5 protein-coding genes and 3 rRNA genes are annotated in these 12,834 nt (G+C 65.2%); 6 read left to right on the top strand and 2 right to left on the bottom strand.

The window, feature by feature from the left end:
- Positions 1-9 precede the first annotated feature (9 nt).
- Positions 10-807: a carbon-nitrogen hydrolase family protein gene (locus J2S44_RS11500; protein WP_310411862.1), complete on the top strand. Its 798-nt coding sequence runs from the start codon at positions 10-12 to the stop codon at positions 805-807.
- 804 nt (positions 808-1,611) lie between these two features.
- Here J2S44_RS11500 and J2S44_RS11495 read toward each other — a convergent pair.
- Positions 1,612-3,063, bottom strand: coding sequence for an MFS transporter (locus J2S44_RS11495; protein ID WP_310411859.1), 1,452 nt, complete (start codon positions 3,061-3,063; stop codon positions 1,612-1,614).
- 89 nt (positions 3,064-3,152) lie between these two features.
- Here J2S44_RS11495 and J2S44_RS11490 point away from each other — a divergent pair, with 89 nt between their 5' ends.
- On the top strand, positions 3,153-3,803 hold the full coding sequence (locus J2S44_RS11490; protein ID WP_310411856.1) for a TetR/AcrR family transcriptional regulator: 651 nt from the start codon (positions 3,153-3,155) through the stop codon (positions 3,801-3,803).
- A 235-nt stretch (positions 3,804-4,038) separates the two neighbouring features.
- Here J2S44_RS11490 and J2S44_RS11485 read toward each other — a convergent pair whose 3' ends face one another.
- Complete coding sequence (locus J2S44_RS11485) at positions 4,039-4,263, bottom strand: hypothetical protein (protein WP_310411853.1); 225 nt, start codon at positions 4,261-4,263, stop codon at positions 4,039-4,041.
- Positions 4,264-4,938: 675 nt separating this feature from the next.
- On the opposite strand from J2S44_RS11485, the gene J2S44_RS11480 reads away from it, so the two are divergent.
- The 4 genes from J2S44_RS11480 to J2S44_RS11465 all read left to right on the top strand — a co-directional run bounded on the left by J2S44_RS11480 (position 4,939) and on the right by J2S44_RS11465 (position 12,808).
- Positions 4,939-6,454: ribosomal RNA gene (locus J2S44_RS11480) — 16S ribosomal RNA — on the top strand.
- Positions 6,455-6,816: 362 nt separating this feature from the next.
- A 23S ribosomal RNA gene (locus J2S44_RS11475) occupies positions 6,817-9,892 on the top strand.
- An 82-nt stretch (positions 9,893-9,974) separates the two neighbouring features.
- Positions 9,975-10,091: ribosomal RNA gene (gene rrf, locus J2S44_RS11470) — 5S ribosomal RNA — on the top strand.
- The 16S, 23S and 5S rRNA genes sit together here, the layout of an rRNA operon.
- Before the next feature lie 92 nt (positions 10,092-10,183).
- Positions 10,184-12,808 (top strand): valine--tRNA ligase, encoded by a 2,625-nt coding sequence (locus J2S44_RS11465; RefSeq protein ID WP_310411850.1) that lies wholly within the window; start codon positions 10,184-10,186, stop codon positions 12,806-12,808.
- The last annotated feature ends 26 nt before the right edge of the window (positions 12,809-12,834 follow it).

Below are 12,834 nucleotides of genomic sequence, written 5' to 3'. Positions count from 1 at the left end.
CTCGGCCTCATGCGAGTCGCCGTGTGCCAGCTCAACGCCCGTGCGGACCGCGCCGCCAACCTGGCCGTGGCGCGTGACCTGCTCACCCGCGCCGCGGACGCCGGCGCCGACCTCGCGGTCCTCCCGGAGTACACGGACTATCTCGGCCCCGCCGCCGGTGCCCCGAAACCGGAGCCGGTCGACGGTGAGTACGGCACGTTCTTCGCCGATGCCGCCCGCGACCTCGGCATCTGGGTCCACGCGGGTTCGTTCCACGAGACCGGCCCGGACGCGGACCACATCTACAACACCAGCCTCGTCTTCAACCGCGCCGGCGAACTGGCCGCGGCCTACCGCAAGATCCACCTCTACGACGTGGAGATCCCCGGCAAGGTCTCGTTCCACGAGTCCCGCACGGTCGCGGCCGGCACCGAGCCGGTCGTCGTCGACGTCGAGGGCATCGGCCTCGGCCTGTCGATCTGCTACGACCTGCGCTTCCCCGAGCTCTACCGCCGCCTCGCCGACGACGGCCGCGCCAAACTGCTCGTGGTCCCGGCCGCCTTCATGGCCCACACCGGCCGCGACCACTGGGAGATCCTGCTCCGCGCCCGCGCGATCGAGAACCAGTGCTACGTCCTCGCCGCCGGCCAGATCGGCAACCACGAGCCGGCCCGCACCTGCTTCGGCCGCAGCATGATCATCGACCCGTGGGGCACCGTCCTCGCCCAAGCCCCCGACACCACCACGATCGCCGTGGCCGACCTCGACCTCGCCCGCCTCGAGACCATCCGCCTCGAGCTCCCGAGCCTCGCCAACCGCAGGATCTGACCCCGCAAACCCATGTTCCCGCTCCCGGCGTGGCCGCTCCGGGCATGCTCCCGCGGGCAAACCTCGCCGCGGGCTCCGACTCCGCTGGCGCTCCGCTCCACCCCCGGCGCCGGAGCCGGTCCCGGCCCGCTCCCGCAAACCCCGCGATTTCCGCCCGCGCCCGGACCCCGCCCGCGGTCTCGCGGTGGTCTCGAAACCCTCTGCGGTTCCCGGACGATGCAGGCTGCGGCCGTGCCTGCGGGCCCGGGGCGGGAACCGCAGGCCCTGCGGTTCCCGGTCATCCAGGTTCCGGCCGTGTCCGCGGTCCCGAGACGATCCCGCAAACCCCTGCGGTTCCCGGCCTCATCCCACGTTCCGGCCGTGTCTGCGGTCCGGTGACGGTCTCGCGAATCGTGCGGTTCGCGGACCATGCACATTCCGGCGCACCTCCGGCACCGCACCATCAAGTTCGCCCGCGATCCCGCGGTTTGGTGGTTCCTGGGGTCCGCGGGCCCGCATCGTTGAGGCTTCCGGCCACCTAGGGTGTGCGGCTCGTGCCACGCCATCCGCCGCGCGCCGTGCGGCTTACGGCCTGCGCCGCGCGCCGTGCGGCTTACGGCCTGCGCCGCGCGTCGTGCGGCTTACGGCCTGCGCCGCGCGGCCTGCGGCTTGTGGCCGCGCCGCGCGCCGCGCGGCTTGTGGCCTGGGCCATGCGCCACGTGCTTGCTGCCACGTGGCACGCGGCGCGTGGCTCGCCCACGCCGGCTCGCGTCTCGGGCCCGCGGAGCGAGCGATGCGGTGGGTGCTCGCCGGTGGCGATGTCGGTCAGTGGACCAGCGCTGGTTCGGCGTCCGGGTTGTGGACCGGGCGGCCGGACGGCAGCAGCAGTCCGCAGGTGAGCGCGCCGACCGCGAAGAACGCCGCCGTCCACCAGAAGGCGGTGTGGTAGCTGGCGAGCTGCGACTGGATGATCGCGTCCGCGGTCGGCTGGCGGCCGGCCAGGTAGTCGGCTGCGGCGGACGCGGCGAGCGTGTTCAGCAGCGCGGTGCCGATCGAGCCGCCGACCTGCTGGGACGTGTTGACCGTGGCGGAGGCGACGCCGGCGTCGGCGGGGTCGACGCCGGACGTGGCGGTGCTCATCGCCGGGGCGATGATCAGACCGAAGCCGATGCCGAGGGTGATCAGCGGCGGGAGCACGTGGGCCGCGTAGGCGGAGTCCGCTTCGAGCAGCGTCATCCACGCCATGCCGAGGCCGGACAGCACCATGCCGAGGGTGACCAGCGGCCGGGCGCCGAAGCGGCGGACCAGCACGGCGTTTCCGGTGGTCGCGGCCAACATGGTGCCGCCGATCTGCGGCAGGAACGCCAGGCCGGTCTCGACCGGGCTGTATCCGCGTACGGCCTGCAGGTAGTAGGTGAGGAAGAGCGAGACGCCGAAGATGCCCGCGCCGGAGACCGCCACCGCGATGTACGAGCCGGCGCGGCCACGGTCGAGGATCACACGCAACGGCAGCAGCGGGTGCGGTACGCGGGTCTGCAGGACGACGAAGACGACGATGAGGACGACGCCGGCGGCGAGGAAGCCCCAGCACATCGGGTCGGACCAGCCCTCGGTCTCGGCGTTGGCGAACCCGTAGACCAGACCGAACAGGCCGGCCGACACGGTGATCACGCCGGGGACGTCGAGCGCGGGCCGGTGGGCCGGCCGCTGGTGGCTCAGGAACGCGACGCCACCGGCGAATGCGACGGCCGCGAAGATCAGGTTGACGTAGAGGCACCACCGCCAGGACAGGTGCTCGGTGAGGACGCCGCCGAGCAGCAGGCCGATGCCGCCGCCACCACCGGCGAGCGCGCCGAAGATGCCGAACGCCTTGCCGCGCTCGGCCGGGTCGGTGAACGTGGTGGTGAGCAGCGACAGTGCGGCCGGGGCGAGCAGTGCGCCGAAGATGCCCTGCAGTGCGCGGGCGGCCACGAGCGTCTCGAAGTTGGGCGCGGCACCACCGAGCGCGGACGCGATGGCGAACCCGGCGAGGCCGGTCAGGAACGTGGTCCTGCGGCCGAACAGGTCGGCGATCCGGCCGCCGAGCAGCAGCAGACTGCCGAAGGCCAGCGCGTACGCGGTGATGACCCACTGCCGGTCGGCGTCGGAGAAGCCGAGGTCGTGCTGGGCGGTGGGCAGGGCGATGTTCACGATGGTGGCGTCGAGCACCACCATGAGCTGGGCGACGCCGAGCACGGCGAGGATCAGCCAGCGGCGGCCGTGAGCCGTCTCGGTCATGGGATTCCTTCGAAAGGTGAAGTGGAGGTGCGTTCTCCAGTTTAACGACAAGTTGAGGTCAGCTCTCCACTTATTGCTAGACTCGTCACATGTCCGCCAAACCGCTGCGCCGGGACGCCGAGCTCAACCGGCAGCGGATCCTCGAGGCGGCCCGTGAGTTGTTCGCCGTCCAGGGTCTCGACGTGACGCTCGACGACATCGCCCACCACGCGGGGCTTGGCGTCGGCACCGTCTACCGGCGCTTTCCCACCAAGGACGCGCTGGTCGAGGCGCTGTTCGAGTCGAAGATGGACCGGCTGGCGCAGCTCGCCGAGGCCGCCGCGGACGAACCCGACCCGGCCGTCGCGCTGGACCGGTGGTTCCGCACGATCGCCGACCTCCAGGCCGGCGATCGCGGCCTGCGTGAGGTGATGCTCGGCAGCCGATACTCCGGGGACCGGGTCACGCTGGTCCGGGAGCGGCTCACGCCGGCCGTCACGCGGCTGTTCGACCGGGCCAAGGCCGCCGGGGTGCTCCGCGAGGACCTGCACCCCTCGGACGTACCGGTGCTGATGGTCATGATCGGGGCCGTGACCGACTACAGCAGGCCGGTCGGTCCGGACGTGTGGCTGCGCTACCTGACCGTCCTCCGGGACGGTCTCGCGGCCCGTCGCGACGCGCCGACGCCGCTGCCCGGCCGGCACCTGACCGAGGAGGAGGTGGAGACCGCGATGTCCCACTTCCGCGTGCATCGGCCCTGAGCGTCGCCGGGTACGGCGACGCGAGGATCCAGCGTGGCGGGCGAACGCCGGCCGAGTTCTCCTACGGCAGAACGCCCGACGCCCGCCTGGCGCGGCACCTGCGCGGCTGACCGTTGCGGTACCGCGCCGGGGGAGCGCCGGACGCCGTCACTCGCCGGCCCGGGCGCGACCGTGGTCGACGGGCCGGCAGCCGTTTCGCCGCGTGCCGGACACCGCGGCCGGGTGCCGGGCGGGGTCAGCGGGCTTCGAAGAAGATTCCGAGGGCGGTGAGACCGGCGATGGCGGTGCCGGTGACGAGCAGTGCGGTGGTCATGCGGGTCTGGCCCCGGGCGGCGAGACGGCGGACCGAGAGCACGAGCACGATCAGTACGACACCGCCGATGACCAGGTGCCACAGCGGGAAGAGCTGGCCGAGCAGCGCGTCGGCCGCCGGGCTCGTCGCGGGCGTGTCGGTTGCCATGTCGCCAACTGTGGCACGCGGAACCGGGCATCGGGAGTGCGTTGCGGACATCGATGCCGGAGGGGCGGATCGGTCCCATCGACGGATCATGATTTGTGTTCCCGGGCGGTGGCCGCGTAACTTTCTCTTCGCCACGGGGAACCGGACGAACAGGGCGAAAGCCGCTGAGAGGCCGGAACCGGGGCAACCGGGTGGTGCGAACGGATCGGGTGACCCCGATTTGGAGCCGCGAAACCGACCGGGTAGAGTAGGACAGCCAGCGGGAGCCGGGCAAGAACGATCCGAGCGCTTTGAGTGCTCTGAGGTCGGGGGCCGGTCCGCAGGATTCCTCGAACTGCCGGACATCGGAAACGATGTGCGTCAGCATGGGGAGACCCGGGCGTTGCTCCTGAAAGATCCGCTAGCTCCGCACGGAGAACGGACTTGACAGAGCGAAAACGACCGGTAAGATAGACCAAGTGCCCGGCGGAGACAAAGGGTACGGAACGGACGAAATACCCCATCGCTTGGGGCGGGTTGGCCCGGTTCGAGCGTGGTGTGTGGTTGTTCTTTGAGAACTCAACAGGGTGCTTTAAAAGCCAGTGCCAATTGATTTATACCCCGGCCGGGCATTTTGATGTCTGGTTGGATTCCTTTGGCAGTTTGATTACTGTCGGGACAGATTTTCTCTAGATTTCGTTGGAGAGTTTGATCCTGGCTCAGGACGAACGCTGGCGGCGTGCTTAACACATGCAAGTCGAGCGGAAAGGCCCTTCGGGGTACTCGAGCGGCGAACGGGTGAGTAACACGTGAGTAACCTGCCCTAGACTTTGGGATAACCCTCGGAAACGGGGGCTAATACCGGATACTCCTTCGGGTTCGCATGGATTCGTCGGGAAAGTTTTTCGGTCTGGGATGGACTCGCGGCCTATCAGCTTGTTGGTGGGGTAATGGCCTACCAAGGCGACGACGGGTAGCCGGCCTGAGAGGGCGACCGGCCACACTGGGACTGAGACACGGCCCAGACTCCTACGGGAGGCAGCAGTGGGGAATATTGCACAATGGGCGGAAGCCTGATGCAGCGACGCCGCGTGAGGGATGACGGCCTTCGGGTTGTAAACCTCTTTCAGCAGGGACGAAGCGCAAGTGACGGTACCTGCAGAAGAAGCGCCGGCCAACTACGTGCCAGCAGCCGCGGTAAGACGTAGGGCGCGAGCGTTGTCCGGATTTATTGGGCGTAAAGAGCTCGTAGGCGGCTTGTCGCGTCGAATGTGAAATCCCGTGGCTCAACTGCGGGTCTGCATTCGATACGGGCAGGCTAGAGTTCGGTAGGGGAGACTGGAATTCCTGGTGTAGCGGTGAAATGCGCAGATATCAGGAGGAACACCGGTGGCGAAGGCGGGTCTCTGGGCCGATACTGACGCTGAGGAGCGAAAGCGTGGGGAGCGAACAGGATTAGATACCCTGGTAGTCCACGCTGTAAACGTTGGGCGCTAGGTGTGGGGGGCCTCTCCGGTCCTCTGTGCCGCAGCTAACGCATTAAGCGCCCCGCCTGGGGAGTACGGCCGCAAGGCTAAAACTCAAAGGAATTGACGGGGGCCCGCACAAGCGGCGGAGCATGCGGATTAATTCGATGCGACGCGAAGAACCTTACCTGGGTTTGACATCACCGCAAATCCTCCAGAGATGGGGGGTCCTTCGGGGGCGGTGACAGGTGGTGCATGGCTGTCGTCAGCTCGTGTCGTGAGATGTTGGGTTAAGTCCCGCAACGAGCGCAACCCTCGTTCCATGTTGCCAGCACGTAGTGGTGGGGACTCATGGGAGACTGCCGGGGTCAACTCGGAGGAAGGTGGGGATGACGTCAAGTCATCATGCCCCTTATGTCCAGGGCTTCACGCATGCTACAATGGCCGGTACAATGGGCTGCGATACCGTGAGGTGGAGCGAATCCCAAAAAGCCGGTCTCAGTTCGGATCGGGGTCTGCAACTCGACCCCGTGAAGTCGGAGTCGCTAGTAATCGCAGATCAGCAACGCTGCGGTGAATACGTTCCCGGGCCTTGTACACACCGCCCGTCACGTCACGAAAGTCGGCAACACCCGAAGCCGGTGGCCCAACCCTTGTGGAGGGAGCCGTCGAAGGTGGGGCTGGCGATTGGGACGAAGTCGTAACAAGGTAGCCGTACCGGAAGGTGCGGCTGGATCACCTCCTTTCTAAGGAGCACCTTCGCTCGAAAGAGCGTAAGGAGCCCGCGGTTCTCGAATGCAGAACCGGGGCGCTCATAGGCGGAGACGCTGGCCTAGACGAGAGCCGGCAACGGCCGACCTACCTAGTACACCTCAGTAATGGGGAAGGAACGGTGTCAAGGTTCGGTGCGGCTAGCACGAGTTGATAAGCACCCTGTTGAGTCCTGAAGGAACAACCTACGGGTTGTACTTCGGAGAACTGAACGCCAGGCATGACCTTGCATCACATACCGCAGCCGGTGGGCTGGTCTTGGTGTGAAGCGTGGTGGTTGTGGGTTGGTTGTTTGTTGAGAATTGCACAGTGGACGCGAGCATCTTTGTTTTCTGTAGGTCAAGTTGTCAAGGGCGAACGGTGGATGCCTTGGCACCAGGAGCCGATGAAGGACGTGGGAGGCGACGATACGCCTGGGGGAGCTGTCAACCAAGCTGTGATCCCAGGATTTCCGAATGGGGGAACCCGGCACCAGTCATGTGGTGTCACCCGTATCTGAATTCATAGGATACGTGGAGGGAACGCGGGGAAGTGAAACATCTCAGTACCCGCAGGAAGAGAAAACAACACGTGATTCCGCGAGTAGTGGCGAGCGAAAGCGGATCTAGCCTAAACCGATATCGCGTGATACCTGTCAGGGGTTGCGTTATCGGGGTCGTGGGACCATCTTTTCAACGCTGACACGTTGGACGAAAGTTACAAAGTCGATTGTTAACGGAACAGTCTGGAATGTCTGGCCGTAGACGGTGAAAGTCCGGTACGTGAAAATAGTCGACCTTTCGTGATGGCACCCGAGTAGCAGCGGACTCCTGAAATCTGCTGTGAATCTGCCAGGACCACCTGGTAAGGCTGAATACTTCCTGGTGACCGATAGCGGACGAGTACCGTGAGGGAATGGTGAAAAGTACCCCGGGAGGGGAGTGAAATAGTACCTGAAACCGTTCGCCTACAATCCGTCGGAGCCTTTAGGGGTGACGGCGTGCCTTTTGAAGAATGAGCCTGCGAGTTAGTGGCATGTGGCGAGGTTAACCCGGGTGGGGTAGCCGTAGCGAAAGCGAGTCTGAATAGGGCGTCTGAGTCGCATGTTCTAGACCCGAAGCGGGGTGATCTAGCCATGGGCAGGCTGAAGCGCGGGTAAGACCGTGTGGAGGGCCGAACCCACCAACGTTGAAAAGTTGGGGGATGACCTGTGGTTAGGGGTGAAAGGCCAATCAAACTCCGTGATAGCTGGTTCTCCCCGAAATGCATTTAGGTGCAGCGTTGCGTGTTTCTTGCCGGAGGTAGAGCACTGGATGGCCTAGGGGCCCTACAAGGTTACTGAAGTCAGCCAAACTCCGAATGCCGGTAAGTGAGAGCGTGGCAGTGAGACTGCGGGGGATAAGCTTCGTAGTCGAGAGGGAAACAGCCCAGATCGCCAGCTAAGGCCCCTAAGCGTGTGCTAAGTGGAAAAGGATGTGGGATCGCATTGACAACCAGGAGGTTGGCTTAGAAGCAGCCACCCTTTAAAGAGTGCGTAATAGCTCACTGGTCAAGTGGTTCCGCGCCGACAATGTAGCGGGGCTCAAGTACACCGCCGAAGCTGTGGCATTCACGAGTGATCGTGGATGGGTAGGGGAGCGTCGTTCAGCGGGTGAAGCTGCCGGGTGACCGAGTGGTGGACGCTGGACGAGTGAGAATGCAGGCATGAGTAGCGAATGAAGGGTGAGAATCCCTTCCGCCGGATGACCAAGGGTTCCAGGGCCAGGCTAATCCGCCCTGGGTGAGTCGGGACCTAAGGCGAGGCCGAGAGGCGTAGTCGATGGACAACGGGTTGATATTCCCGTACCCGCGAAGGAGCGTCCCTGCCGAACCTCACTGTGCTAACCACGTGAGTTACCGGATGACTTCGGTCTGAAGGTAACGAGCCTGGGATCCTGGTGGGTAGTAGGCAAGCGATGGGGTGACGCAGGAAGGTAGCTGAGCCCGGTGAGTGGTTGTGCCGGGGTAAGCGTGTAGGCCGTGTCATAGGCAAATCCGTGGCACATATAGGCTGAGACGTGATGCCGAGCCGATTCAGGTGAAGTCAGTGATCCTATGCTGCCGAGAAAAGCCTCTAGCGAGTTCCGAGCGGCCCGTACCCTAAACCGACACAGGTGGTCAGGTAGAGAATACCGAGGCGACGGGTGAACTGTGGTTAAGGAACTCGGCAAATTGCCCCCGTAACTTAGGGAGAAGGGGGGCCGGACGCGTGAAGCCACTTGCTGGTGGAGCGTGGTATGGCCGCAGAGAGCAGGGGGAAGCGACTGTTTACTAAAAACACAGGTCCATGCGAAGTCGTAAGACGATGTATATGGACTGACGCCTGCCCGGTGCTGGAACGTTAAGGGGACCGGTTAGCTCTTCGGGGCGAGGCTGAGAACTTAAGCGCCAGTAAACGGCGGTGGTAACTATAACCATCCTAAGGTAGCGAAATTCCTTGTCGGGTAAGTTCCGACCTGCACGAATGGCGTAACGACTTCCCCACTGTCTCAACCACAGGCCCGGCGAAATTGCAGTACGAGTAAAGATGCTCGTTACGCGCGGCAGGACGGAAAGACCCCGGGACCTTTACTATAGCTTGACATTGGTATTTGGGTTGGCTTGTGTAGGATAGGTGGGAGCCGGTGAAGCTCGGACGCCAGTTCGGGTGGAGGCAATCTTGAAATACCACTCTGGTTGATCTGGGTATCTAACTTCGGGCCCTTATCGGGTTCAGGGACAGTGTCTGGTGGGTAGTTTAACTGGGGCGGTTGCCTCCTAAAGGGTAACGGAGGCGCCCAAAGGTTCCCTCAGCCTGGTTGGCAATCAGGTGTTGAGTGTAAGTGCACAAGGGAGCTTGACTGTGAGACTGACGGGTCGAGCAGGGACGAAAGTCGGGACTAGTGATCCGGCACTTGCGTGTGGAAGCGGTGTCGCTCAACGGATAAAAGGTACCCCGGGGATAACAGGCTGATCTTCCCCAAGAGTCCATATCGACGGGATGGTTTGGCACCTCGATGTCGGCTCGTCGCATCCTGGGGCTGTAGCAGGTCCCAAGGGTTGGGCTGTTCGCCCATTAAAGCGGTACGCGAGCTGGGTTTAGAACGTCGTGAGACAGTTCGGTCCCTATCCGCCGCGCGCGTAGGATACTTGAGAAGGGCTGTCCCTAGTACGAGAGGACCGGGACGGACGAACCTCTGGTGTGCCAGTTGTCCTGCCATGGGCATGGCTGGTTGGCTACGTTCGGAAGGGATAACCGCTGAAAGCATCTAAGCGGGAAGCTCGCTTCAAGATGAGGTATCCCACCCACTTCGGTGGGGTAAGGCTCCCAGTAGATGACTGGGTTGATAGGCCGGAGATGTAAGCACGGTAACGTGTTGAGTTGACCGGTACTAATAGGCCGAGGACTTGACTACACAAACTTTGAAAGTATGCTCGCGTCCACTGTGTGATATCTGAACAAACAACCGTGAAGGTACCCGGTTAAGTTCATAGTGTTACGGCGGTTATAGCGAGAGGGAAACGCCCGGTTACATTCCGAACCCGGAAGCTAAGCCTTTCAGCGCCGATGGTACTGCACTCGGGAGGGTGTGGGAGAGTAGGACGCCGCCGGACTTCTTCATGATCAGGGCCACCCCTCGCGGGGTGGCCCTGATGTGTTTCAACCCCGGGAAGGGCACTCCGTCGCAGGTCCGTAGAATCGACGGGTGACCGATACGACGGATGCCCGCACGAACCCGACCACCGAACTCCCCAGCCAGTACGCGCCGGCTGAGGTAGAGCAGCGGCGGTACGAGTCGTGGGTATCCAACGGGTACTTCACGGCGGACGCCACCAGTGACAAGCCGCCGTTCACCATCGTCATCCCGCCGCCGAACGTGACCGGCTCGCTGCACGTCGGCCACGCGCTGGACCACACGATCCAGGACGCGATCATCCGGCGTAAGCGGATGCAGGGCTTCGAGACGCTCTGGTTGCCCGGCATGGATCACGCCGGCATCGCCACGCAGAACGTGGTGGAGCGTCAGCTTGCCGCCAACGGCCAGTCCCGTCACGACCTGGGCCGGGAGGCGTTCGTCGAGCGCGTCTGGCAGTGGAAGGCGGAGTCCGGTGGCGCGATCCTCGGCCAGATGCGCCGGCTCGGCGACTCCGTCGACTGGAGCCGCGAGCGCTTCACCATGGACGAGGGCCTGTCCCGCGCGGTCCAGACCATCTTCAAGAAGCTGTACGACGACGGCCTGATCTACCGCGCGAACCGGATCATCAACTGGTGCCCGCGCTGCCTGACCGCGCTGTCCGACATCGAGGTCGAGCACACCGACGACGACGGCGAGCTGGTCTCGATCCGGTACGGCGACGGTGCGAACGCGATCGTGGTCGCCACCACGCGCGCCGAGACCATGCTGGGCGACACCGCGGTCGCGGTCCACCCGGACGATGAGCGCTACAAGCACCTGATCGGCACCGAGGTGGAGCTGCCGCTCACCGGCCGGCGCATCCCGATCGTGGCGGACGAGCACGTCGACCCGAGCTTCGGCACCGGTGCGGTGAAGGTGACGCCGGCCCACGACCCGAACGACTTCGAGATCGGCCAGCGGCACGGGCTGCCCAGCCTGACCGTGATGGACGAGCGGGCGGTCGTCACCGTACCCGGGCCGTTCGAGGGTCTTGACCGGTTCGAGGCTCGTCCGGCGATCGTGGCGGCACTGCGGGCCGAGGGCCGGATCGTAGCCGAGAAGCGGCCCTACGTGCATGCGGTCGGGCACTGCTCGCGCTGCAAGACCACGGTCGAGCCGCGCCTGTCGCTGCAGTGGTTCGTGAACACCACACCGCTCGCGCAGGCGGCCGGGGACGCGGTGCGTGACGGCCGGGTCCGGATCGAGCCGCCGGAGCTGGCCAAGCGCTACTTCGCCTGGGTCGACAACATGCACGACTGGTGCATCTCGCGTCAGCTGTGGTGGGGCCACCGGATCCCGGTCTGGTACGGCCCGGCCGGCGAGATCGTCTGCGTCGGCCCGGACGAGGAGCCGCCGTCCGGCGAGGGCTGGACCCAGGACGAGGACGTGCTCGACACCTGGTTCTCGTCCGGCCTGTGGCCGTTCTCCACGCTCGGCTGGCCGGACGCCACGCCGGAGCTGACCAAGTTCTACCCGACGTCCGTGCTGGTCACCGGCTACGACATCCTGTTCTTCTGGGTCGCCCGGATGATGATGTTCGGCCTCTACGCGATGGACGGCAAGCAGCCGTTCGACGTGGTGGCGCTGCACGGCATGGTCCGCGACCAGTACGGCAAGAAGATGTCGAAGTCGTTCGGCAACGTCGTCGACCCGCTGGACTGGATCGACCGGTTCGGCGCGGACGCGACTCGCTTCGCGCTGGCCCGTGGCGCCAACCCGGGTTCGGACGTCGCGGTCTCCGAGGAGTGGACGCAGGGCTCCCGGAACTTCAACAACAAGCTGTGGAACGCGACCCGGTTCGCGCTGCTCAACGGCGCGACGGTCGAGGGTGACCTGCCGGCCGAGCTCTCCACGGTGGACCGCTGGATCCTGTCCCGGCTGCACCACGTGATCGGCGAGGTCGACCAGTACTTCGAGGCGTTCGAGTTCGCCAAGGTCTGCGACACGCTGTACCACTTCGCCTGGGACGACGTCTGCGATTGGTACGTCGAACTGGCCAAGCCGGTCATGCAGGCCGGCGGCCCGGCCGCGGACGCGACCCGGCGGGTGCTCGGCGAGGTGCTGGACAAGCTGCTCACGCTGCTGCACCCGATCGTGCCGTTCGTGACCGAGGAGCTGTGGCTGGCGCTGACCGGCGGTGAGACGATCGTGCGGGCCCCGTGGCCGGTCGCGGTCCCGGCGCGCATCGACGACGCGGCCGAGGCCGAGCTGGCCACGCTGCAGAAGGTCGTCACCGAGATCCGGCGGTTCCGCTCCGACCAGGGCGTGAAGCCGACCCAGCGGGTCACGGCACGCCTGGCCGGCCTGGACGCGGCCGGGATCGCGGCGCACGAGTCGCTGATCCGCTCGCTGGCCCGGCTGGACGCGGTGGGTGACGACTTCGCGGCGTCCGCCACGTTGGCCGTCTCCGACCAGGTGACCGTGGAGCTGGACACGCGCGGCACGATCGACGTGAAGGCGGAGCGGGCGCGGCTGGAGAAGGACCGGGCCGCCGCGGCCAAGGAGCAGGCGCAGTGCCAGGCGAAGCTCGGTAACGAGGCCTTCGTCGGCAAGGCACCCGAGGCCGTAGTGGCGAAGATCAAGGACCGTCTGGCCGCGGCCGAGGCAGACTTGGCCCGGATCGCGGCGGCGCTCGAGGCACTGCCTGCGGCCTGAAGCTTCATCCTCCGCCGCGCGCATGC

Source organism: Catenuloplanes niger (assembly GCF_031458255.1).
GTDB lineage: Bacteria > Actinomycetota > Actinomycetes > Mycobacteriales > Micromonosporaceae > Catenuloplanes > Catenuloplanes niger.
The sequence above is the reverse complement of the archived record's forward strand: the minus strand, read 5'-3'. Positions and strand labels throughout refer to the sequence as shown.